This is a genomic window from Streptomyces sp. NPDC001903 (assembly GCF_042891345.1).
Lineage (GTDB): Bacteria > Actinomycetota > Actinomycetes > Streptomycetales > Streptomycetaceae > Streptomyces.
Window position 1 is genome coordinate 1 of record NZ_JBIASZ010000013.1, and the last position, 21,781, is coordinate 21,781.

Annotated in this window: 20 protein-coding genes and 1 riboswitch; of the genes, 15 read left to right on the forward strand and 5 right to left on the reverse strand. The window is 70.6% G+C overall.

What is annotated here, in order from left to right:
• Positions 1–188: 188 nt before the first annotated feature.
• The 10 genes from ACFYZS_RS26210 (at position 189) to ACFYZS_RS26255 (ending at position 10,408) form a co-directional block, all read left to right on the forward strand.
• A complete protein-coding gene (locus tag ACFYZS_RS26210; protein WP_099893875.1) occupies positions 189–779 on the forward strand; it encodes a CDP-alcohol phosphatidyltransferase family protein in 591 nt (196 codons plus the stop codon).
• Between the two features lie 100 nt (positions 780–879).
• Positions 880–3,375, forward strand: coding sequence for a mannose-1-phosphate guanyltransferase (locus ACFYZS_RS26215; protein WP_229342012.1), 2,496 nt, complete (start codon positions 880–882; stop codon positions 3,373–3,375).
• A gap of 108 nt (positions 3,376–3,483) precedes the next feature.
• A complete protein-coding gene (locus ACFYZS_RS26220) occupies positions 3,484–4,392 on the forward strand; it encodes a DUF881 domain-containing protein (protein WP_389017281.1) in 909 nt (302 codons plus the stop codon).
• On the forward strand, positions 4,389–4,721 hold the full coding sequence (locus tag ACFYZS_RS26225; RefSeq protein ID WP_030158423.1) for a small basic family protein: 333 nt from the start codon (positions 4,389–4,391) through the stop codon (positions 4,719–4,721). The genes ACFYZS_RS26220 and ACFYZS_RS26225 overlap by 4 nt, the downstream gene beginning before the upstream one ends.
• Before the next feature lie 38 nt (positions 4,722–4,759).
• Positions 4,760–5,638: a DUF881 domain-containing protein gene (locus ACFYZS_RS26230; RefSeq protein WP_389017284.1), complete on the forward strand. Its 879-nt coding sequence runs from the start codon at positions 4,760–4,762 to the stop codon at positions 5,636–5,638.
• A 130-nt stretch (positions 5,639–5,768) separates the two neighbouring features.
• The gene (locus ACFYZS_RS26235) at positions 5,769–6,665 is read left to right on the forward strand and encodes an FHA domain-containing protein (RefSeq protein ID WP_389017287.1); all 897 of its coding nucleotides are present in this window, start codon (positions 5,769–5,771) and stop codon (positions 6,663–6,665) included.
• A gap of 101 nt (positions 6,666–6,766) precedes the next feature.
• The gene (locus ACFYZS_RS26240) at positions 6,767–7,540 is read left to right on the forward strand and encodes a MerR family transcriptional regulator (protein WP_389017290.1); all 774 of its coding nucleotides are present in this window, start codon (positions 6,767–6,769) and stop codon (positions 7,538–7,540) included.
• Positions 7,541–7,604: 64 nt separating this feature from the next.
• Positions 7,605–8,078 carry a bifunctional nuclease family protein gene (locus ACFYZS_RS26245; RefSeq protein WP_319732222.1) on the forward strand — a complete coding sequence of 158 codons (474 nt, stop codon included), beginning with the start codon at positions 7,605–7,607 and terminating at the stop codon, positions 8,076–8,078.
• 191 nt (positions 8,079–8,269) lie between these two features.
• The gene (locus ACFYZS_RS26250; protein WP_389017293.1) at positions 8,270–8,908 is read left to right on the forward strand and encodes a MerR family transcriptional regulator; all 639 of its coding nucleotides are present in this window, start codon (positions 8,270–8,272) and stop codon (positions 8,906–8,908) included.
• A gap of 78 nt (positions 8,909–8,986) precedes the next feature.
• Complete coding sequence (locus ACFYZS_RS26255) at positions 8,987–10,408, forward strand: DNA polymerase IV (protein ID WP_389017296.1); 1,422 nt, start codon at positions 8,987–8,989, stop codon at positions 10,406–10,408.
• Here ACFYZS_RS26255 and ACFYZS_RS26260 read toward each other — a convergent pair.
• Positions 10,405–10,782, reverse strand: a complete 378-nt coding sequence (locus tag ACFYZS_RS26260; protein WP_389017299.1) for a PRC-barrel domain-containing protein — start codon at positions 10,780–10,782, stop codon at positions 10,405–10,407. The genes ACFYZS_RS26255 and ACFYZS_RS26260 overlap by 4 nt on opposite strands.
• A 113-nt stretch (positions 10,783–10,895) precedes the next feature.
• Positions 10,896–10,994: riboswitch (glycine riboswitch) on the forward strand.
• 198 nt (positions 10,995–11,192) lie between these two features.
• Between ACFYZS_RS26260 and gcvP the strand changes: the two genes are divergently transcribed.
• Entirely contained in the window at positions 11,193–14,078 is a 2,886-nt protein-coding gene (gene gcvP, locus ACFYZS_RS26265; RefSeq protein WP_389017302.1) for an aminomethyl-transferring glycine dehydrogenase, read from the forward strand.
• A 111-nt stretch (positions 14,079–14,189) separates the two neighbouring features.
• On the opposite strand, the gene ACFYZS_RS26270 is transcribed toward gcvP, so the two are convergent.
• Positions 14,190–14,396, reverse strand: a complete 207-nt coding sequence (locus tag ACFYZS_RS26270) for a DUF5999 family protein (protein WP_389017305.1) — start codon at positions 14,394–14,396, stop codon at positions 14,190–14,192.
• 311 nt (positions 14,397–14,707) lie between these two features.
• A complete protein-coding gene (locus ACFYZS_RS26275; protein WP_389017308.1) occupies positions 14,708–15,328 on the reverse strand; it encodes a hypothetical protein in 621 nt (206 codons plus the stop codon).
• A gap of 495 nt (positions 15,329–15,823) precedes the next feature.
• Between ACFYZS_RS26275 and ACFYZS_RS26280 the strand changes: the two genes are divergently transcribed.
• Complete coding sequence (locus ACFYZS_RS26280) at positions 15,824–17,359, forward strand: glutamate-cysteine ligase family protein (RefSeq protein WP_389017310.1); 1,536 nt, start codon at positions 15,824–15,826, stop codon at positions 17,357–17,359.
• 126 nt (positions 17,360–17,485) lie between these two features.
• Positions 17,486–18,286 carry a CPBP family intramembrane glutamic endopeptidase gene (locus tag ACFYZS_RS26285; RefSeq protein WP_389017313.1) on the forward strand — a complete coding sequence of 267 codons (801 nt, stop codon included), beginning with the start codon at positions 17,486–17,488 and terminating at the stop codon, positions 18,284–18,286.
• 170 nt (positions 18,287–18,456) lie between these two features.
• On the opposite strand, the gene ACFYZS_RS26290 is transcribed toward ACFYZS_RS26285, so the two are convergent.
• Positions 18,457–19,281, reverse strand: a complete 825-nt coding sequence (locus tag ACFYZS_RS26290) for a PhzF family phenazine biosynthesis protein (RefSeq protein ID WP_389017316.1) — start codon at positions 19,279–19,281, stop codon at positions 18,457–18,459.
• Positions 19,282–19,461: 180 nt separating this feature from the next.
• Between ACFYZS_RS26290 and ACFYZS_RS26295 the strand changes: the two genes are divergently transcribed.
• Positions 19,462–20,070 (forward strand): PadR family transcriptional regulator, encoded by a 609-nt coding sequence (locus tag ACFYZS_RS26295; RefSeq protein ID WP_386172892.1) that lies wholly within the window; start codon positions 19,462–19,464, stop codon positions 20,068–20,070.
• 85 nt (positions 20,071–20,155) lie between these two features.
• Here ACFYZS_RS26295 and ACFYZS_RS26300 read toward each other — a convergent pair whose 3' ends face one another.
• A complete protein-coding gene (locus ACFYZS_RS26300; RefSeq protein ID WP_389017319.1) occupies positions 20,156–20,584 on the reverse strand; it encodes an SRPBCC family protein in 429 nt (142 codons plus the stop codon).
• A 171-nt stretch (positions 20,585–20,755) separates the two neighbouring features.
• On the opposite strand from ACFYZS_RS26300, the gene ACFYZS_RS26305 reads away from it, so the two are divergent.
• Positions 20,756–21,727 carry a DMT family transporter gene (locus ACFYZS_RS26305; RefSeq protein ID WP_389017323.1) on the forward strand — a complete coding sequence of 324 codons (972 nt, stop codon included), beginning with the start codon at positions 20,756–20,758 and terminating at the stop codon, positions 21,725–21,727.
• Positions 21,728–21,781: the final 54 nt, after the last annotated feature.

The window sequence follows — 21,781 nt, forward strand, 5'->3', positions numbered from 1 at the left end:
GGAAGCTAAGCCTTTCAGCGCCGATGGTACTGCAGGGGGGACCCTGTGGGAGAGTAGGACGCCGCCGAACAATCATTGTGGGAAAGCCCCGCACCTTCTGGTGCGGGGCTTTTCTGCGTTCTGGGCCGCTGCGGGGTCCTGTAGGGTCATGAAGCATCGTTCGTACGTTCAACAGTGGAGGCCCCCGGGTGGAGGTCCAGGAGACTCGGGTTCAGACGGACCGAATTTTCACCATTCCGAACATCCTGAGCATGGCTCGCCTCGCCGGCGTGCCCCTGTTCCTCTGGCTGATTCTGGAGAAGCACGACGGCTGGGCACTGGCCGTGCTCATGCTCAGCGGGGTCAGTGACTACCTCGACGGCAAGCTGGCGCGGCGCTGGAATCAGATCAGCAACCTCGGCAGGCTGCTGGATCCGGCCGCGGACCGGCTGTACATCCTCTCCACGCTCTTCGGCCTGACTTATCGAGACATTCTGCCGCTGTGGCTCACCGGGGCCCTGGTGGCCCGTGAGCTGATGCTGCTGGTGATGGTCTGGATCCTGCGCCGACACGGCTATCCGCCGCCGCAGGTCAACTTCCTCGGCAAGGCCGCGACCTTCAACCTGATGTACGCCTTCCCCCTGCTGTTGCTCAGTGACGGTACGGGTTGGTTGGCCTGGATGGGGTCAGTTTTCGGATGGGCGTTCGCCGGATGGGGTACAACCCTCTATTGGTGGGCAGGAATCCTTTACGTGGTGCAGGTCCGCCGGCTTGTGAAGGCGGACGCCACGGCCGATTGAGCTCGCTCGGCGTGGGACTGACGCGGAGGAGTTGCGGAGTCACCGTCCGGGACGGGTGAGGTCGGCGAGAACGTCGTCTCTCAAGGAGGACTCTTCCGACATGAAGGCCGTCGTGATGGCCGGTGGCGAAGGCACTCGTCTTCGCCCCATGACCTCGAGCATGCCCAAGCCGCTCCTGCCGGTGGCCAACCGGCCGATCATGGAGCACGTGCTCAGGCTGCTCAAGCGGCATGGGCTCAGTGAGACCGTTGTTACCGTCCAGTTCTTGGCGTCGCTCGTCAAGAACTACTTCGGTGACGGCGAGGAGCTCGGTATGGAGCTCACCTATGCCAACGAGGAGAAGCCACTCGGCACTGCCGGCAGCGTGAAGAACGCCGAGGAGGCCTTGAAGGACGATGCTTTCCTCGTCATTTCCGGCGATGCGCTCACCGACTTCGACCTCACCGATCTCATCCGCTTCCACAAGCAGAAGGGGGCACTCGTCACCGTCTGCCTGACCCGGGTGCCGAATCCGCTGGAATTCGGCATCACCATCGTGGACGAGGAAGGCAAGGTCGAGCGCTTCCTCGAAAAGCCGACGTGGGGGCAGGTGTTCTCGGACACCGTCAACACCGGCATCTACGTGATGGAGCCCGAGGTCTTCAATTACGTGGACCCGGATGTTCCGGTCGACTGGTCCGGCGATGTCTTCCCGCAGCTGATGAAGGAAGGCCGGCCGATCTACGGCTACGTGGCCGAGGGCTACTGGGAGGACGTCGGCACGCACGAGAGCTACGTCAAGGCGCAGGCCGACGTGCTCGAAGGCAAGGTCCAGGTCGAGATGGACGGCTTCGAGATCTCGCCCGGCGTCTGGATCGCCGAAGGCGCCGAGGTCAGCCCGGACGCGGTGCTCCGCGGGCCGCTGTACATCGGGGACTACGCCAAGGTCGAGGCCGGCGTGGAGATCCGCGAGCACACGGTCGTCGGGTCGAACGTGGTCGTGAAGAGCGGTGCCTTCCTGCACAAGGCCGTCATCCACGACAACGTCTACATCGGGCCCCACAGCAATCTGCGCGGCTGCGTGATCGGCAAGAACACCGACATCATGCGGGCCGCCCGGATCGAGGACGGGGCGGTCATCGGTGACGAGTGCCTGGTCGGTGAGGAATCGATCATTCAGGGGAACGTGCGCGTCTACCCCTTCAAGACGATCGAGGCCGGCGCCTTCGTCAACACGTCGGTGATCTGGGAGTCGCGAGGTCAGGCGCATCTGTTCGGCGCCCGCGGCGTCACCGGCATTCTGAACGTGGAGATCACCCCCGAGCTGGTGGTCCGGCTCGCCGGCGCGTACGCGACGACCCTGAAGAAGGGCGCCACGGTCACCACGGCCCGCGACCACTCCCGTGGCGCGAGAGCGCTCAAGCGGGCGGTGATCTCGGCGCTGCAGTGCAGCGCGATCAACGTACGCGACCTGGAGAACGTACCGCTGCCGGTGGCACGGCAGCAGACCGCGCGGGGTACCGCGGGCGGGATCGTGGTGCGGACCTCGCCCGGTGTGCCGGACTCGGTCGACATCATGTTCCTGGACGAGCGCGGAGCGGACCTCTCGCTCCAGCAGCAGCGCAAGCTTGACCGGGTGTACGCGCGCCAGGAGTACCGGCGGGCGTTCCCGGGCGAGATCGGCGACCTCCAGTTCCCGGGCAGCGTCTTCGACGCCTATACGGGTTCCCTGCTCAGGCGGGTGGACACGACCGGTGTCGCGGATTCCGGGCTGAAGGTGGTCGTGGACGCCTCCAACGGCAGCGCCGGGCTGGTTCTGCCCAGCCTGCTGGGCCGGCTCGAAGTGGACGCGCTGACGATCAACCCGGGGCTCGACGAGTCCCGGCCGACGGAGACCGCGGAGTCGCGGCGGGCCGGGCTGGTGCGGCTCGGGGAGATCGTGGCCTCGGCGAGGGCCGCCTTCGGGGTCCGGTTCGACCCGGTGGGCGAGCGGATCTCCCTGGTGGACGAGCGCGGGCGGATCATCGAGGACGACCGTGCGCTGCTGGTGCTGCTCGACCTGGTGGCCGCCGAGAAGCGCAGCGGCAAGGTGGCGCTGCCGGTGACCACGACCCGGATCGCCGAACAGGTGGCGGCGTACCACGGCACGCAGGTGGAGTGGACGACGACCTCGCCCGACGACCTGACGCGCGTGGGCCGGGCGGAGAACACGATCTTCGGCGGTGACGGCCGGGGCGGCTACATCGTTCCGGAGTTCAGCAGCGTCTTCGACGGGTCGGCGGCGTTCGTCCAGCTGATCGGGCTGGTGGCGCGGACGCAGCTCACGCTGAGCCAGATCGATGCGCGCATACCGCGAGCCCATGTGCTCAAGCGGGACGTGCCGACCCCGTGGGCGGTGAAGGGGCTCGTCATGCGGCGGGTCGTGGAGGCGGCCGGGGACCGGCAGGTGGACACCACCGACGGTGTACGGGTCGTCGAGGCCGACGGGCGGTGGGCGCTGGTCCTGCCGGACCCGGCGGAGGCGGTCACGCACCTGTGGGCCGAGGGCCCCGACGACGCGTCCGCGCAGGCGCTGCTGGACGAGTGGGCGGGCGTGGTGGACGGCGCCGGGCACTGAGCACCGGCGGCTGAGGAAACGGAGTGGTCCGGTGGGCCGGGTGCGGCGGATGTCGCTCCCTGTCCACCGGACGGGCGCATTCGGTGCGGGCGGCGCCGACATGCGACGATGAGCGGCATGTCGCAGCCGCCCCACAACCGGAGTTCGGCGCCGGCGCCTCCCGCGCGTCCGGACGCATCCATGTCGCTGCTGACGCACGTGATGGACCACAGTCTCGACGAGGGCTACGCGGAAGCGTCGGCCCGGCGCGAGGCGGAGGGCACGGCAGGGCTGCCGCGGACCCTGAAGGCCAAGCTGGCGCTCGCCGCCGGGCTCGTGCTCGCCGCCATGGTCGTCACGCTCGGTGCCGCCCAGGCACGGATAGCGGCTCCGGTGCTGGCCAAGGAGCGGCAGGAGCTGATCGACCGGGTGCAGCGGGCCGACGAGCACGCGGACGGCCTTGAGCGGGACATCGAGCGGCTGCGGGAGAACGTGGCGAGCCGCCAGCGGGAGGCGCTCAAACAGCACGGCGGGGACCAGGGGCAGCTCGTGGCGCTGCTGTCCGGTGCGACGGAGGTCCAGGGGCCCGGTCTGAAGCTGGTCGTGGACGACGCGAAGGGCTCCTCTTCGGGCGGTGGCGGCAAGCCGCGCGAGAACGCCGGGTTCTCCGACACCGGCCGGCTGCGGGACCGGGACATGCAGAAGATCGTCAACGGGCTCTGGCAGTCCGGCGCCGAGGCCATCTCGATCAACGGGCAGCGGCTGACTGCGTTGTCGGCGATCAGGGCCGCGGGTGACGCGATACTGGTCGACAACAGGCCGCTGGTGCCGCCGTACGAGGTGCTGGCGGTGGGGGACAAGAAGCGGCTCGGCACCGCGTTCCAGGACTCCGCGGACGGTCAGTACCTGCACGCCCTGCAGGAGAACTACGGGATCCGCGCCACCTTGTCCCCGGCCGACCAGCTGAGGCTGCCGGCCGCGTCGAGCCTGACCGTACGTACAGCTACAGCAGAAGAGCCGAAGAAGGGTGCATCGTGATCGCGGTACTGGGCCTGGTGGCCGGAGTGGTGGTCGGACTTCTGGTCCGGCCCGAAGTGCCGGCCGTCGTCGAGCCTTATCTGCCGATCGCCGTGGTGGCGGCGCTGGACGCGGTGTTCGGGGGTCTGCGCGCGATGCTGGACGGCATCTTCGTCGACAAGGTCTTCGTGGTGTCGTTCCTGTCGAACGTGGTGGTCGCGGCGCTGATCGTCTTCCTCGGCGACAAGCTGGGCGTCGGCTCGCAGCTGTCCACCGGTGTGGTCGTGGTCCTCGGCATCCGCATCTTCTCCAACGCCGCGGCCATCCGCCGGCACGTGTTCCGGGCGTGAGGCCGATGAGTACGAACGACAACCCGCCCGAGGAGCCGATGGGCTCGGAGCTGCCGCCGCAGGACGAGCCGGCGCGGCCCGCCGGGCCCGGGCCCGCGGCGGCCGCCGAGGGCGCCGCGGCCGCTCAGGGCGATCAGGCCGCTCAAGACGATCAGTCCGCCCAGGACGCTCAGGCCGCGCAGCCCGCAGCGCCCGCGCGGAGCGGTCGGCAGCGGCTGGCGGAGGCGGTGTGGCCGCCGCGCGTGAGCCGGGCCCAACTGATCGTCGCGCTGCTCCTGTTCGTCCTGGGGCTCGGCCTGGCCATCCAGGTGCGCTCGAACAGCGATTCCAGCGCGCTGCGCGGGGCCCGCCAGGAGGACCTGGTGCGGATCCTCGACGAGCTCGACGGGCGGACCAAGCGCCTGGAGGACGAGAAGCAGCGGCTGGAGGACCAGCGCAAGGAGCTGGAGAGCAGCTCGAATCAGGCCGAGGAGGCCCGTCGGCAGACGGTCGAGAAGGAACGCCAACTCGGGATCCTGGCCGGTACGGTGGCGGCGCAGGGACCGGGCATCACGCTGAAGATCACCGATCCCAAGGGCCAGGTGCAGTCGGACCAGCTGCTGGACACCCTCCAGGAGCTGCGGGCGGCCGGGGCCGAGGCGATCCAGGTCAACGGTGTGCGCATCGGGGCGAGCTCGTTCTTCTCGGATGAGGGCGGCGGGATCGGGATCGACGGTAAGAAGATCACACAGCCCTATGAGTTCAAGGTGATCGGCAAGCCGCAGGATCTGGAGCCCGCCCTGAACATTCCCGGCGGTGTCGTGCAGACGCTGGAGAAGGAACAGGCCACCGTCGCCGTCACACGGTCGGCGAAGATCGTTGTGGATGCCTTGCGGGCTGCGAAGCAGCCTGACTACGCTCGGTCGTCATCGTCGTGACGCGGGACGGAGCGCGGACGGGCTCACGCGGGCTGATGCCTGCGGGGGGTCGGCGCACTGAAGTCGTGCCGCGTGGTGGAAACTGTCTGGTGGTTACGGACGTTGTGAGAATGTCCGGGTCGGCAGGTGTGTGCATTCGGAGTTCGTCCTGCCCCACGGGCGGGTCTGTTTCGTTCAAGGGGAATCGCCCGTGAAGTTGTTTGAGAAGTTGTTCGGCAAGAAGAACCGCGAGGAAAGCGGTGCGGCCAGGCACCGTGCGGGGCAGGGAGAGGTGGAAGGGCAGGGCGACCGGCCGCTCTTCCGTGACGAGGTCGCCGGCGCGGGGGATGTTTCGGGCGCGCCGGGCGCGTCGTCTGTTGACCCTGCCGGTTCCGGACGCATAGGTTTCGGTGAACCATCAACCTCAAGTTCGGGTGGAGGGTTTGCCCCCGACCCGTATGCCACCAATGCCTCCGCGGGGCAGCCGCGGCGCGAGGAGCCGTCCATGTCGGCCGAGCAGGTTTGCAGCAGGTGCGGACACCGCAGCGATGCGGCCAGCCGGTTCTGCTCCAACTGCGGCGCGCCGCTGCGGGCGGGTCTGACGCCGGAGCGTGCCTCGGAGACCACGTCCACCATCTCGATCTCGGGCCTCGAGGCCTACGAGGCCGAGGTGTCGGGACAACAGCACGTGTCGTCCTCGCTGTCCCCCGAGGCCCAGGCCGCGGTGGAAGCCCTGCCTCCGGGTTCCGCTCTGCTCATCGTGCGGCGCGGTCCCAACTCCGGCAGCCGCTTCCTCTTGGACGGTGAGCTGACCACGGCGGGCCGGCACCCGCAGAGCGACATCTTCCTGGACGACGTCACGGTCTCCCGGCGGCATGTCGAGTTCCGCAGGAGCCAGGACGGCGGCTTCACCGTCGCCGACGTGGGCAGCCTCAACGGCACGTACGTGAACCGTGAGCCGATCGACTCGGTCGCCCTGCACAACGGCGACGAGGTGCAGATCGGCAAGTACCGGCTGGTCTTCTACGCGAGCCTGCGGGGCGTCTGATCCTCCCCCTGGACTGCGTCCGGGGGGATCCCCGCCTGGGTTCCGCCTGGGGGACCCCACCCCCGGACCCGGTCCGGGGGAAACCCCAGAGGGAAGGTCCCATGCTGCGTATCCCCACCGGCGGTGCCCCGAAGAGCGGCACCGCCGGCAGCGTCGGCTCGGCCGGGCGGCTGGTGAGCATCGGCACGGTGCTCACGCTGCTGCGCGACGAGTTCCCCGAAGTCACGATCTCGAAGATCCGCTTCCTGGAGGCGGAGGGGCTCGTCGAGCCCCGGCGCACACCTTCCGGATACCGCAAGTTCAGCACGGAGGACGTCGAGCGGCTGGCCCGCATCCTGCGGCTGCAGCGGGACCACTACCTGCCGTTGAAGGTCATCCGCGAGCAGCTGGACGCGCTCGCCCGCGGCGAGCAGATCCGCATCCCCGGGCCCACGGCGCACGGGGAGGCCGTCGATCCCTCGAGCCCTGGCGCCGTCTACGGCGAGGTGGGCCGGGAGCGGGCCTCCTCCGCCCGGGTGGGGCGCGCCGAGCTGCTCGCCGCGGCCGAGGTGGAGGAAACGCAGCTCGCCGAGTGGGAGTCGTACGGGCTGATCGGCGAGGTCCCGGGCGGCGGATTCGACGCCGAGACGGTCACCGTGGCCCGGCTGGTGGCGGATCTGGGCCGGTTCGGGCTGGAGCCGAGGCACCTGCGGGCCATGAAGGCCGCCGCGGACCGCGAGGCAGGTCTGGTGGAGCAGGTCGTGGCACCGCTTCGGCGGCACCGCAACCCACAGACCAGGGCGCATGCCGAGGCCACCTTGAAGGAGCTCGCGGGGCTGTCCGTAAGGCTCCACGAGGCCTTGGTGCAGACCGCGCTCGGGGTCCGTCTGCACTGACCTCGGGGATCCCCGAGGGGGGCCCGACTACCCAAACCTGCCGGGCAGGTCCTAGGGTTGCTGTGTGAACGAGCTCGACGTTGTGGGTGTCCGGGTGGAAATGCCCTCCAACCAACCGATCGTGCTCCTGCGTGAAGTGGGAGGCGACCGGTACCTCCCCATCTGGATCGGACCAGGGGAGGCGACCGCCATTGCCTTCGCGCAGCAGGGCATGGCCCCTGCCCGGCCGCTGACGCACGACCTGTTCAAGGACGTGCTGGAGGCGATCGGCGAGGAGCTCACCCAGGTCCGGATCACGGATCTGCGGGAGGGCGTCTTCTACGCGGAGCTTGTCTTCGCCAGCGGGGTCGAGGTGAGCGCGCGGCCTTCCGACGCCATAGCGCTGGCCCTGCGTACCGGAACTCCGATCTACGGGAGCGACGGCGTGCTGGACGACGCCGGAATCGCCATTCCGGACGAGCAGGAGGACGAGGTGGAGAAGTTCCGCGAGTTCCTCGACCAGATCTCTCCGGAGGACTTCGGTACCGGGCCGCAGTGAGCCGCGGCCGCGCCGTCCACGCCGCGTGTCCACGGGGAGAATCAGCCCATTCGGTTAGCCTTTCCCCGGCATAGGACACGGGAAACCACTCTCAGGGTGATTATCACTCGGCGTGCCGAGTGTGGCGATCGTTGACGCACCCCTGGTGACTGCCTACCTTCGAGGGGGCAGGTCAAGGACGGAGGGTCGGCGTGAGAGTCACGGGCGACGGTACGACCGGGGGCATCCCCGTGCGGAGTGACGGTGGGCCGTACCCGCTCCACGGCAGTGCGGCGGGTTCCGCGCGCCGTCAGCCGGACAGCGCACCGGTCGCGCCGGTGGGCGCGGACGCGGCGCCCGAGCAGGTCGGCTACCGCGGACCGACCGCGTGCGCCGCGGCGGGCATCACGTACCGCCAGCTCGACTACTGGGCGCGCACCGGGCTGGTGGAGCCCACGGTGCGCCCCGCGTACGGCTCCGGGACGCAGCGGCTCTACAGCTTCCGGGACGTGGTCGTCCTCAAGATCGTCAAGCGCTTCCTGGACACCGGGGTGGCGTTGCAGAACATCCGGACCGCCGTCCAGCACCTGCGCGACCGCGGATTCTCGGACCTCGAGCGCATGACGCTGATGAGCGACGGCGCCACCGTGTACGAGTGCACCTCGCCGGACCAGGTCGTGAGCCTGCTCCAGGGCGGGCAGGGCATCTTCGGCATCGCCGTGGGCGTGGTCTGGCGCGACGTGGAGAACGCGCTGTCGCAGCTGCACGGCGAACGGGTGGACACCGGCGAGACGGTGGTCGGCCACAACCCGACGGACGAGCTGGCGGCCCGGCGCAACCGGGCCGGCTGAGCACGCGTTCCGGCGCGGACGCAGGGGGCCGGGCCCGGCCCCGGCCGAATGTCAGTGGCATGAGGCAGCATCGGGGCTGTGAGAGCCGCGCCGACCATCCTGCATCTGGACATGGACGCCTTCTACGCCTCCGTGGAGCAGGCGTCGAAGCCGAGCCTGCGCGGGAAGGCCGTGATCGTCGGCGGGCTCGGACCGCGCGGGGTGGTCGCCACCGCTTCGTACGAGGCCCGGCGCTTCGGGGTGCACTCGGCGATGCCGACGGCCCAGGCGCGCCGGCTCTGCCCGAACGGCGCATACCTGATCCCCCGCTTCCGGCTGTACCAGGCGGTCAGCGAGGTGGTCATGGGGCTGCTGCGGGAGCTCTCCCCGCTGGTGGAGCCCCTCAGCCTGGACGAGGCCTTCGTGGACCTGGAGGCGGGCGGCACCGCCTTCGACGCGAAGAGCGCCCGGGAGACGGGGGAGCGGCTGCGGGCGGACATCCGCGCCGCGACGGGCCTCAGCGGCTCCGTGGGGCTGGCGGGATCCAAGATGCTGGCCAAGGTGGCGTCCGAGGAGGCCAAGCCGGCCGGGCTGCTGCTGATCGAGCCGGGTACCGAGCGGGAGCTGCTGGCCCCGATGTCGGTGCGGACCCTGCCCGGGGTGGGGCCCGTCACGGGGGAGCACCTGCGGCGCGCCGGGATCACCACCGTCGGGGAGCTGGCCGAGGCCGGCGAGGACGAGCTGGTCCGGATGGTCGGGCGCTCGCACGGGGTCGGGCTGTACCGGATGGCGCTGGGGCTGGACGACCGGCCGGTGGTCGCCGAGCGCGATGCGAAGTCCGTGTCGGTGGAGGACACCTTCGACGTGGACCTGCACGACCGGGTGCGGATCCGGACCGAGGTGCAGCGCCTCGCCGACCGGTGCGTGCAGCGGCTGCGGGGCTCGGGGCACTCGGGGCGCACGATCGTGCTGAAGGTGCGGCGCTACGACTTCTCGACCCTGACCCGCTCCGAGACGCTGCGGGGGCCCACCGACGACCCCGCGGTGGTGCGGGAGGCCGCGGCGCGGCTGCTGGAGGCGGTGGACACCACGGGCGGGGTCCGGCTGCTGGGGGTGGGCGTGACGGGCCTGGCGGACTACACCCAGGAGGACCTGTTCGCGCAGTCGATGGCGGCGGAGGCGGAGGCCGTCGCGGAGGGCGCGGCCGCCGAGCCCGGTGGTGTCCCGGAGAAAGGCGAGCCTGGAGGGCCTGGAGGGCCCGCCGAGGCCGCGGAGCCCGGGGGCCCGACCGGAGAGCCCGAGCCGGCCCCGGAGCGCCGCTGGGCGGCCGGGAGCGACGTACTGCACGCCGTGTACGGACCCGGGTGGGTACAGGGCAGCGGGGTCGGGAGGGTGACCGTGCGGTTCGAGCAGCCCGGATCTCCACCGGGCCGGGTGCGCACCTTCCGGGTGGACGACCCCGAGCTGGAGCCCTCCGATCCGCTGCCCCTCGTGGGGCAGGCCGGGGCGGACACCCCCTAGGGGGTGGGGTTGTCGTCCCCGTTCGCCAGGCGGCCGAAGTCCCGCTGGATGTCCGACGGCAGGGAGACGTCCAGCCCGTAGTGGTGGTAGAGCTGCAGCTCCTGCTCGGGGGAGAGGTGGCGGCCGACGCCGAAGTCCGGGGCGTCCTTGATGAGGGAGCGCTCGAAGGGGACCCGCAGGGTGTCGCCGACGACCTCGCTCGGCTCCAGCGGGACGAAGGCGTCCCGGCTGAACAGGCCCGTCCGGACGGCGGCCCATTCGGGCGCGCCCGTGGCATCGTCGAGGTAGACCTCGTCGACGGTGCCGATCTTGGTTCCGTTGCGGTCGAACGCCTTGCGGCCGATCAGGCTGCGCGGATCGATGTCGGTCTGCACGGTCCCTCCATATGGTCGCAACTCCTCCGTAATGACTACAGAAGGGCATTTCCGGAGTGCGGGCCACTCGAGGCAGGTGTCGGAACCTCGCTGGTAGGCTGGGTGACGGCTGTTGACCCTGTGCGGGAGAGTCCTCCGAGTGAGTACGACGGAGGCGCCGAAGGAGCAAATCCTCCCCGGAATCTCTCAGGCATACGTACCGCACGTGGTGAGGCCACTCTGGAAAGCAGGGGCGGGTACCGGGCGCGCAGTGCCGGTTCCCCTCCTCACCGACGGTGAAAGCCGGAATCCGCGGGCCATCCCCGCGACTCCGGTGAAGCTCTCAGGTTGAGATGACAGAGGGGGAGGCCGTCCGGGTGCCCGCGCCGTGGTGCCCCTCGCAGGTCGTACGACCCAGGAGGCCTCCGTACATGACCGCCAACCGTATTCCGCTCTCCCAGCTGGAGCGAGGCATCCCCTTCGAGCAGCGCCACATCGGCCCGGATGCCGAGGCGCAGGCGAAGATGCTCGCCCACGTGGGCTACGGCTCGCTGGACGAACTGACCGCCGCCGCGGTACCGGATGTGATCAAGAGCGCCGAGGCGCTGAACCTGCCCGAGGCGCGGACCGAGGCCGAGGTGCTGGCCGAGCTGCGTTCGCTCGCCGACCGCAACCAGGTCCTGACCTCGATGATCGGTCTCGGCTACTACGGGACCTTCACCCCGCCGGTGATCCTGCGCAACGTCATGGAGAACCCGGCCTGGTACACGGCGTACACCCCGTACCAGCCCGAGATCTCGCAGGGCCGCCTCGAGGCGCTCCTCAACTTCCAGACCGTCGTCGCCGACCTCACCGGCCTGCCGACCTCCGGCGCCTCCCTGCTCGACGAGGGCACCGCGGCCGCCGAGGCCATGACGCTGGCCCGCCGCGTCGGCAAGTCGAAGGGCAACATCTTCCTCGTCGACGCCGACGCGCTGCCGCAGACGATCGCCGTGATCGAGACCCGCGCCGAGCCGATCGGCATCGAGGTCGTCGTCGCCGACCTGTCCGAGGGCATCCCGGCCGAGGTCGCCGAGCGCGGCGTCTACGGTGTGCTCGTCCAGTACCCGGGCGCCTCCGGTGCCGTACGCGACATCAAGCCGCTCATCGACCAGGCGCACGGCCTCGGCGCGATCGTCGCCGTCTCCGCCGACCTGCTCGCGCTGACCCTGCTGACCTCCCCGGGCGCGCTCGGCGCGGACATCGCCGTCGGCACCACCCAGCGCTTCGGCGTCCCGATGGGCTTCGGCGGCCCGCACGCCGGCTACATGGCCGTCCAGGACAAGCACGCCCGCTCGCTGCCCGGCCGCCTCGTCGGCGTCTCCGTGGACGCGGACGGCAACAAGGCGTACCGCCTGGCGCTGCAGACCCGTGAGCAGCACATCCGCCGCGAGAAGGCCACCAGCAACATCTGCACCGCGCAGGTGCTGCTCGCCGTCATGGCCGGCATGTACGCCGTCTACCACGGCCCCGACGGCCTGCGGACGATCGCCCGCCGTACGCACCGCTACGCGGCCCTGCTCGCGGCCGGTCTGAAGGCCGGCGGGGTCGAGATCGTGCACGGCTCGTACTTCGACACCGTCACCGCCCGGGTGCCCGGCAAGGCCGCCGAGGTCGTCGCCGCCGCCCGCAAGGGCGGGGTCAACCTGTTCCAGGTCGACGCCGACCGCGTCTCCGTCTCCTGTGACGAGACCACGCTGCGCGCCGGCGTCGAGGCCGTCTGGGTCGCCTTCGGCGTCAGCGCCGACATCGAGGCGCTCGACGAGACCACCGAGGACGCGCTGCCCGAGGGCCTGCTGCGCTCGGACGACTACCTGGCGCACCCGGTCTTCCACCAGCACCGCAGCGAGACCGCGATGCTGCGCTACCTGCGCAAGCTGGCGGACAAGGACTACGCGCTGGACCGCGGCATGATCCCGCTGGGCTCCTGCACCATGAAGCTCAACGCGACCACCGAGATGGAGCCGGTCACCTGGCCCGAATTCGGCCAGCTGCACCCGTTCGCCCCGGTCGAGCAGGCCGAGGGGTACCTCACGCTCATCACCGAGCTGGAGGAACGTCTCTGCGAGGTCACCGGCTACGACAAGGTCTCCATCCAGCCGAACGCCGGATCCCAGGGTGAGCTCGCCGGCCTGCTGGCCGTCCGCGCCTACCACCGGGCGAACGGCGACGAGCAGCGCACCGTCTGCCTCATCCCGTCCTCCGCGCACGGCACCAACGCCGCCAGCGCCGTGATGGCCGGCATGAAGGTCGTCGTCGTCAAGACCGCCGACGACGGCGAGGTGGACGCGGCCGACCTGCGCGCCAAGATCGAGCAGTACCGCGACGAGCTCGCCGTGCTGATGATCACGTACCCCTCGACGCACGGTGTGTTCGAGGAGCACGTCGCCGACATCTGTGCCCAGGTGCACGAGGCCGGCGGCCAGGTCTACGTGGACGGCGCCAACCTCAACGCCCTGGTGGGCCTGGCCAAGCCGGGTCACTTCGGCGGCGACGTCTCGCACCTGAACCTGCACAAGACCTTCTGCATCCCGCACGGCGGCGGCGGCCCGGGCGTCGGCCCGGTCGGTGTCCGGGCGCACCTGGCCCCGTACCTGCCGAACCACCCGCTCCAGCCGACCGCGGGCCCGGAGACGGGCGTCGGCCCGATCTCGGCGGCGCCGTGGGGCTCCGCCGGCATCCTGCCGATCTCGTGGTCGTACGTGCGCCTCATGGGCGGCGAGGGCCTCAAGCGCGCCACCCAGGTGGCGGTGCTGGGCGCGAACTACATCGCCAAGCGCCTGGAGCCGCACTACCCGGTGCTCTACACCGGCCCGGGCAACCTGGTCGCGCACGAGTGCATCATCGACCTGCGTCCGCTGTCGAAGGCGACGGGCGTCAGCGTCGACGACATCGCCAAGCGCCTGATCGACTACGGCTTCCACGCCCCGACGATGTCCTTCCCGGTGGCCGGCACGCTGATGATCGAGCCGACGGAGTCCGAGGACCTCGCCGAGATCGACCGTTTCTGCGACGCCATGATCGCCATCCGCGGCGAGATCGACCGGGTCGTGGGCGGCGAGTGGCCGGTGGACGACAACCCGCTGGCCAACTCCCCGCACACGGCGGCGGCCCTCGGCGGCGAGTGGAACCACCCGTACAGCCGTGACGAGGCGGTCTTCCCCGGCGGGGTCACCGCGGCGGAGAAGTACTGGCCGCCGGTGCGCCGCATCGACGGTGCCTTCGGCGACCGCAACCTGGTCTGCTCCTGCCCGCCGCTGGACGAGTACGACAACTGACACATTCGTATGACGTGACGGTGTGACGAAGGGGCCGGTCCGGGAGAATCATTCCCGGGCCGGCCCCTCGTCGTTCTCTTCTGCTCCGTTCCCGTTCAGTGCTGTCGCCTACTAGGCCGCCTTCATCACCTGCACCGCCGCGAGCGGGCGGTGCGGGGCGATGATCTGGCCGTCCGGCAGCAGCTCACCGGTGTCCTCGAAGAGCAGGACGCCGTTGCACAGCAGGCTCCAGCCCTGTTCCGGGTGGTTGGCCAACGGCTTGGCGGCCTCCCGGTCGGCGGAGTCGGCTGACGGGCACGCTGGCTGGTGCTGGCACATGGATGCGTTCTTTCGCTGCGGTGTGGTCTGTGTGCTGCGGCTCGATGCTTTGTTCATGGCCGCCCCCCGTATCAACGTCTTGGTTTGGTCAGGGTCCCAGTGTTGCCCTCCGGAGTTGCGTCCGCAGGGATTTCCCGGCAGCTGTCCTCATAGATTGATGACGCATCACTCGTGCGGGCGGTTCAGGTCAACTCCCCTGTCATTTCGGGTGGTTCGCGGGTGGCCCGGCTGGGCTAGGCCGAATGGGCAGTACGGACCAGTGGCGTGGAACGCGCCTGCTCAGACGCCTCGCACGGCGGGCCGGACCCCGCTCAGGCGGCCGGCGCGGCCAGGGACGGCGGGACCGGCGGGCTCGGCGGAGTGAGCCGGTGCGTCATCACGGGCAGCAGTTCGGACACCGGGTGCGGCCGGTACGGGGCGATCCCGGGCGGGGCAGGAGCCAGCGGCACCAGCAGATCCGCGGCGGCGGGCAGCCCGGCGGAGGCGTCGGCGCCGACCGCCCCGTGCAGCCACAGCGTCAGCATGTACAGCTCCGGCACGGAGAGCAGCCGCGGCTGGTAGCTCTTGCCGAGCGATTCCGCCTGGCGCAGTGCGCGTTCGGTGGCCGCGACGTAGGGACCCTCGAAGAAATGGGAGAAGACCCAGCCGTCCGGCGTCAGCCGGGTGTCCGCGGCGGCGACGTACCGGTCGCCGCTGCGGATCAGGAACCGCCAGGCGGTCAGCCGGGTGCGGGGCGGGCGGCCCCCCGCTGCCAGCTGGGAGATGTTCAGCCGGTCCAGGACGTGGACGGGCAGTGGCAGTTCGGCGGTCAGCGGGCCCTGCAGCGCGCGCAGGGCCGGAGTGTGCGCCTCGTGGACGGCGGTGGGGGAACCGAGTGCCGCGAGGACGCTGCGCAGGGCGGGCGCGGGAGCCGGAGGGACATGCAGCGGCATGGTGGGTCGCCTCTCACTTGGGAGACCTGTGGAACGGGGCAGGTGCGGACGGCGCTGTCGCATTCTGGGGCCAGAGGGGGGCTGAGGGGCAATGGCCGCGCGCCAACTCTCTGCCTCGTTTGCGGAGTTTATACGACATGTGTTCACGCAGTGTTTCGGCTAGCTGTCCCGCCTATTGCCGACAAGGCGCTTACCGGTCCCGCTGACATGGCTTTCATGCCGGTTGCGCGCGAACATGTCGCGCTGACCTCGGAGGTTACCGGACAAGGGCTCGGCTGGAAAGCGTCCATTATCCGGAACCGGCAAAACCCATGCGGAATTTGCATACGACGTCTTGCCAGGTGAATGTGCCATAGCGCCCTTCGGCCAAACCGGCGCGCGCTCCCCGCCACGCACGCCCCCCAAGGCGTTATCGATCTCGCCTCCGGGGCATCATCGACCGTACACGCGCGCCTGGGTGGCATGGGCCGGGCGCAATCGAGGAGGGACGCTCCGATGGGGGAGAAGGTCGTGGCGGGCGGATTCGACCTGTCCGATCGGCAGAAGTATCGGAGGAAGCTCCACGAGTGCCTGGAGGGGCTGGAGCGGCTTCTGGCGGAGAAGAGGTTCGATCGTCCCAAGAACATGATGGGGCTGGAGATCGAGCTGAATCTGGCGGGTTCCGACGGGTTGCCGAGAATGGTGAATGCGCAGGTTCTGGAGCGGATAGCGAGCCAGGATTTCCAGACCGAACTCGGAATGTTCAACCTGGAGGTGAACGTACTTCCGCACCGGCTCGGCGGGCGGGTATTCGACCAGCTCGCCGAGGAACTGAGTGCGGGGCTCGGTTATGCCCACCGGCAGGCCGCGGAGATCGACGCCGGGGTGGTGATGATCGGCATCCTGCCGACGATCACCCGCTCCGACCTGGTCACGGCCAACCTTTCGGCGGTGGACCGCTACTCGCTGCTGAACGAGCAGATCCTCATGATGCGCGGCGAGGACTTCCTGCTCGACATCGACGGGGTCGAGCGGCTCACCTGGAGCACCGGGTCGATCGTCCCGGAGGCCGCCTGTACTTCCGTACAACTGCACCTGCAGGTGACGCCGGCCCGGTTCGCCGACGTGTGGAACGCGGCGCAGGCGGTGACCGCCGTACAGATAGCCGTCGGCGCCAACTCGCCGTTCCTGTTCGGGCGAGAGCTGTGGCGGGAGTCGCGGCCGCCTCTCTTCACCCAGGCCACCGACACCCGGCCGCCCGAGCTGCAGGCCCAGGGGGTGCGGCCGCGGACCTGGTTCGGGGAGCGCTGGGTGGAGTCGGCGTACGAGCTCTTCGCGGAGAACGTCCGGTACTTCCCGGCGCTGCTGCCGATCTGTGACGAGGAGGAGCCGCTGCGGGTGCTCGCCGAGGGCGGGGTGCCGAGCCTGCAGGAGCTGGTCCTGCACAACGGCACGGTCTACCGGTGGAACCGGCCCGTGTACGGGGTCGCCGACGGGATGCCGCACCTGCGGGTGGAGAACCGGGTGCTGCCGGCCGGGCCGACGGTCGCCGACGTGGTGGCGAACGCCGCCTTCTACTACGGGCTCGTCCGCACGCTCGCCGACGAGCAGCGGCCGGTGTGGACCCGGCTGCCGTTCGCCGAGGCGGAGGCCAACTTCGACGCCGCGTGCCGCTACGGCATCGACGCGCGGCTGCGCTGGCCGCGCCGGGGCCGGGGCGGCGGGCTGGCCAGCGTGTCGGCCGTGCGCCTGGTCCTGGACGAGCTGCTGCCGATGGCGGCGGCCGGGCTGGACGCGTGGGGCATCGAGCCCGCCGACCGCGACCACTACCTCGGCATCATCGAGGAGCGCTGCCAGCGCAGGGTCAACGGGGCGACCTGGCAGGTGGACACCTACCACCGGGCGCTCGCGTCCGGGCTGGGCCGGGAGGAGGCACTGGCCGCCATCACCCGGCGCTACAGCGAGCTGATGCACAAGGGAGATCCGGTCCACACGTGGCCGGTGGGACTGGCGGACGAGGAGGTGAGCGCGGCCGTTCCGATACGGCGCTGAACCCGGGACGGCTCCCGGCCCGCCGAGCCCTCGGCTCCGCCCGCGTTCCGGGTCCGGTGATCCGCTTCCCCGGCCGAAGGGGCAGTATGGGGTGGACGAAGCGGAACGGCGGGACGGGAGTCGGACGTGCGGGCGGATCCGGAGCCGGTGGTCAAGGCGTTGCACGAGGACGGGCGGCGGGGAGTCCTGCGCACCGAGACGCTGCTCGTGCTGGCGCTCTCGCTGGGGGCGAGCGCCGTCTCCTCCCTGATCAGCTTCATCGGCTCGCTGACCAAGCCGGGCGGCCTCAAGGACCAGGCCGCCACCCTCAACGGCTCGTACGCCCCCGGCCGGCCCTGGCTGGACCTGGCCTGGCAGCTGTTCGGCATCGGCACCGCGCTGGTGCCGGTGCTGCTGGTCGCCCACCTGCTGACCCGGGAGGGCGTGCCGGGGCTGCGGGTGCTGGGCTTCGACCGCACCCGGCCCGGCTGGGACCTGGGGCGCGGAGCCCTGGTCGCGGCCGGGATCGGGAGCGCGGGGCTGGCCTTCTACCTGGCGGCGCGGGCGAGCGGCTTCAACCTCACGGTGGTGCCGGAGGCGCTTCCCGACGTGTGGTGGAAGTTCCCCGTGCTGATCCTCTCCGCCCTGCAGAACGCGGTGGTCGAGGAGGTCATCGTGCTGGCCTATCTGCTGCGTCGGCTGGACCAGCTGGGCTGGTCGCCGACGGCCGCGCTGCTGGCCAGCTCGGTGCTGCGCGGCTCGTACCACCTCTACCAGGGCATCGGCGGCTTCCTCGGCAACATGGTGATGGGCGTCGTCTTCGCGCTGGCCTACCGCCGCTGGGGCCGGGTCATGCCGCTCGTCGTCGCGCACGCGCTGCTCGACATCGTGGCCTTCGGCGGGTACGCGCTGCTGGCGGGCAAGGTGGGCTGGCTGCCGACGCCGTAGGACACCTCCTAGGGGGTGTCTTGTCGATCAGGGCGGATCAGGGAGCGGGGTCTGGTGCCGTGGATCGCAAGGCGGACGAGGGAGGCGACACGGAGTGTCGGCGACCGAGGACAACGCGGCGAGGCGCGGCACCAGACCCCGCGAGCCCGGCCTGATCGGCAAGACGCCCCCTAGGCCTCGGGGTGTGCGAGGAGTTCCCCGTCGATCACGGTGACGGCGTTGCCGGTCAGGAGCGTGCGGTCGCTGGCCAGCCGGACCGCGACGCGGCCGGTGCGGGCCCCGCCCTGGAGGCCGACGAGTGAGGTACGGCCCAGCCGGGCGGCCCAGAACGGGGCGAGCGCGGTGTGGGCGCTGCCGGTGACCGGGTCCTCGTCGATCCCGAAGGCGGGAAAGAAGCCGCGGGAGACGAAGTCGTACCCGCGGGAGGGGTCCTCGGCGGCCGCGGTGACGATGACCCCGCGGTGGGCGTGGCCGCGCAGAGCGGCGATGTCGGGGGTGAGCTCCCGTACGGCCCGCTCGTCCGCCAGCTCGACGAGCAGGTCGCCGATGTGCTCGGACGTGTCGTGGACGGACCGGATCTCCGCTCCGAGGGCGCTGCGTACGGCGGGGTCCGCCTCCACCGGGGTCAGCGAGGACGTCGGGAAGTCCATCGTGATCGTGCCGTCCTGCGCGGTCGCGGCGGTGAGGACGCCGCACCGGGCGGAGAACCGGATCAGCCCCGTGGCCAGGCCGCTCGTCGCGATCACGTGCGCCGTGGCGAGCGTGGCGTGGCCGCACATGTCGACCTCGGCGGTCGGGGTGAACCAGCGAAGGGCCCAGTCGGCGTCCCCGCCGGGCGGCAGCGGGTGGGCGAAGGCGGTCTCGGAGAGGTTGACCTCGGCGGCGACCTGCCGGAGCCAGGCGTCCGGGGGGAACCCGCCGTCGAGGAGGAGGACTCCGGCGGGGTTGCCGCGGAAGGGGCGGTCGGTGAAGGCGTCGACGATTCGGAGGCGCATGGACCGACGGTAGGGCCGTTTCTTGATCGTCGACAAAGGCCAATCGCGGATGACTGGCCTGGTCGCGGACGTGTTCGGTACGAGTTTCCGATATATCGTTGACGCATCGCGATGGGTCAACGATAGTTGAGGCATCGCAACAGCGATGACAGGAAACCGAAAGACGAAAGGAGCGCAGTCATGCGTTCACACGGACAGCACGAACACGAGCACGGACGGGGCCACGGCCACTGCGGGCCCGATCGTCGGGAGGAGTTCAAGGGGCGGCGCGCTGCCTTCGGCCCGTTCGGACCGCCCTTCGGCGGCGGCCCCTGGGGCGGGCGCGGCGGGCGCGGCGGACCGCGCGGCCGGGCCCGGCGCGGAGATGTGCGCGCCTCGATCCTGGCGCTGCTCAAGGACCGGCCGATGCACGGCTACGAGATGATCCAGGAGATCGGCGAGCGCAGCGGCGGGGCCTGGAAGCCCAGCCCGGGATCGGTCTACCCGACCCTCCAGCTGCTCGAGGACGAGGGGCTCATCTCCAGCGAGAGCGAGGGCGGCAAGAAGCTGTTCACGCTCACCGACGCCGGCCGCACCGAGGCCGAGTCCGGCTCGGAGGCCCCCTGGGCCGACGCCGGGCGCGGGTTCGACTTCGAGGCGATGCACGAGGTCCGGACGGCCGGGATCGGCCTGTTCGAGGCCTTCGGCCAGGTCTTCAAGACCGGCTCGCCCGAGCAGCGCGAAAAGGCCCTCGCGGTGATCAACGACGCCCGCAAGAAGCTCTACCTGATCCTGGCCGACGAGCACTGAGCCGGCCGGCCGCACGGAAACGGCGCGCCCCGCGAGTCCGCTCGCGGGGCGCGCCGCCGTATCCGGGCACCCGTCGGGGGAGGGGTCAGGCGACCAGGCCGGCGAGCTTGCGGAGCGACTCGTTGAGGGCGGCCGTGGCCGAGTCCTTGAGCTTGCCCGCCATGAGGGAGACGGCGGCCCCGTTGAACTCCCCGTCGATGCGGACCGTGGTGGCCGCGCCGTCGGGTACGAGGGTGTACCGGGTGAGGATGGCCACGCCCATCGGGCCCTTGCCCGTGACGGCGAAGAGGCGCTCCTCCTCCAGCTCCGAGACGGTCCAGGCGACCTCGGCCGGGAAGCCCATCATCTTCATGTTCTCCACGAAGGTCGCCCCGACCGCGAGGGTCTCGGGTCCGCCCTTGGGGAAATTGGTGTGGGTCATGCTCCACTCGCCGTACGCCGCCCAGTCCGTCAGCTGGGCCCAGACCTTCGCGGCGGACGCCTCGATGCGTGATTCCGCGGTCACTTCGGCCATGCGGCCACCCCTTCTCGTCGGGTACGTGCGGCGGAAGGTAGCCCCGGCGGGCGGAACATTCAATACTGACGACCTGTCAGAAACCATCGGTCCGGTCACGCCCGGTCTCGGATCCGTCTCAACAGGCGTCATGGCTGTGACGGTCCTGACCGGCCCTGCCATGATGGCCCGATGCAAGCGTCAGGGAGAAACGCCGGACTGGGCCTCGCGCTCGTCTCGGCCGTTGCGTTCGGTGGTTCCGGTGTGGCGGCGAAGCCGCTGATCGAGGCGGGTCTGGACCCGCTCCACATGGTCTGGCTCAGGGTGGCCGGGGCGGCTTTGGTGCTGTCCCCGCTGGCCTGGCGCCACCGTTACCTCCTGGTGCGCAAACCCCTGCTGCTCGCCGGCTTCGGCATCGTCGCCGTCGCGGGCGTGCAGGCCTTCTACTTCGCCTCCCTGTCGCGGATCCCGGTCGGCGTGGCCCTGCTGCTGGAGTACCTCGGCCCGGCGCTGCTGCTCGGCTGGATCCGCTTCGTGCAGCGCAAGCCCGTGACCCGGGCCGCCGCGGCCGGTGCCGCCGTCGCCGTCGTGGGGCTGGCCTGCGTGGTGGAGATCTGGTCCGGGCTCAGCCTGGACCCCCTCGGCGTGCTGCTCGGCCTCGCCGCGGCCTGCTGCCAGGCCTTCTACTTCGTCTTCGCGGACCACGGCGCCGACGGCGGAGCCGAGGACGACGTGCCCGACCCGATCGGTGTGATCGCGTACGGCATGCTCATCGGCGCGCTGGTGATGACGGTGATCGCCCGGCCGTGGCAGATCGACTGGCAGGTGCTGGGAGGGTTCGCCGCGATGGGGGACCTGAGGGTGCCCGCGTGGGCCCTGCTCGGCTGGGTGGTGCTGATCGCGACGGTCTTCGCGTACCTGACCGGCGTGGTCTCGGTGCGCAAGCTCTCGCCGCAGGTGGCCGGTGTCGTGGCCTGCCTGGAGGCGGTCGTGGCCACCGTGTTCGCCTGGATCCTGCTGGGCGAGCACCTCTCGACGCCGCAGATCGTCGGTGGTGCGCTCGTGCTGGGCGGAGCCTTCATCGCGCAGTCGGCGCGCCCCACCCCGCCGGGTGCGGCGGATCCGGAGTCCGCCGTTCTGGACCGCGAGACGTTGAAAGCCTAGGGTGGTGCTCGTGCATTCGACCGTGCTTCCGCCTCCCGCCGCGTAGCCGCGGGC

Excerpts from the sequence above, each read along its gene's own strand:
- ACFYZS_RS26215 (WP_229342012.1), top strand. The coding sequence starts at position 880 with ATGAAGGCCGTCGTGATGGCCGGTGGCGAAGGCACTCGTCTTCGCCCC.
- ACFYZS_RS26220 (WP_389017281.1), top strand. The coding sequence starts at position 3,484 with ATGAGCGGCATGTCGCAGCCGCCCCACAACCGGAGTTCGGCGCCGGCG.
- ACFYZS_RS26230 (WP_389017284.1), top strand. The coding sequence starts at position 4,760 with ATGGGCTCGGAGCTGCCGCCGCAGGACGAGCCGGCGCGGCCCGCCGGG.
- ACFYZS_RS26240 (WP_389017290.1), top strand. The coding sequence starts at position 6,767 with ATGCTGCGTATCCCCACCGGCGGTGCCCCGAAGAGCGGCACCGCCGGC.
- gcvP (WP_389017302.1), top strand. The coding sequence starts at position 11,193 with ATGACCGCCAACCGTATTCCGCTCTCCCAGCTGGAGCGAGGCATCCCC.
- ACFYZS_RS26270 (WP_389017305.1), bottom strand. The coding sequence starts at position 14,396 with ATGTGCCAGCACCAGCCAGCGTGCCCGTCAGCCGACTCCGCCGACCGG.
- ACFYZS_RS26275 (WP_389017308.1), bottom strand. The coding sequence starts at position 15,328 with ATGCCGCTGCATGTCCCTCCGGCTCCCGCGCCCGCCCTGCGCAGCGTC.
- ACFYZS_RS26280 (WP_389017310.1), top strand. The coding sequence starts at position 15,824 with ATGGGGGAGAAGGTCGTGGCGGGCGGATTCGACCTGTCCGATCGGCAG.
- ACFYZS_RS26290 (WP_389017316.1), bottom strand. The coding sequence starts at position 19,281 with ATGCGCCTCCGAATCGTCGACGCCTTCACCGACCGCCCCTTCCGCGGC.
- ACFYZS_RS26295 (WP_386172892.1), top strand. The coding sequence starts at position 19,462 with ATGCGTTCACACGGACAGCACGAACACGAGCACGGACGGGGCCACGGC.
- ACFYZS_RS26300 (WP_389017319.1), bottom strand. The coding sequence starts at position 20,584 with ATGGCCGAAGTGACCGCGGAATCACGCATCGAGGCGTCCGCCGCGAAG.
- ACFYZS_RS26305 (WP_389017323.1), top strand. The coding sequence starts at position 20,756 with ATGCAAGCGTCAGGGAGAAACGCCGGACTGGGCCTCGCGCTCGTCTCG.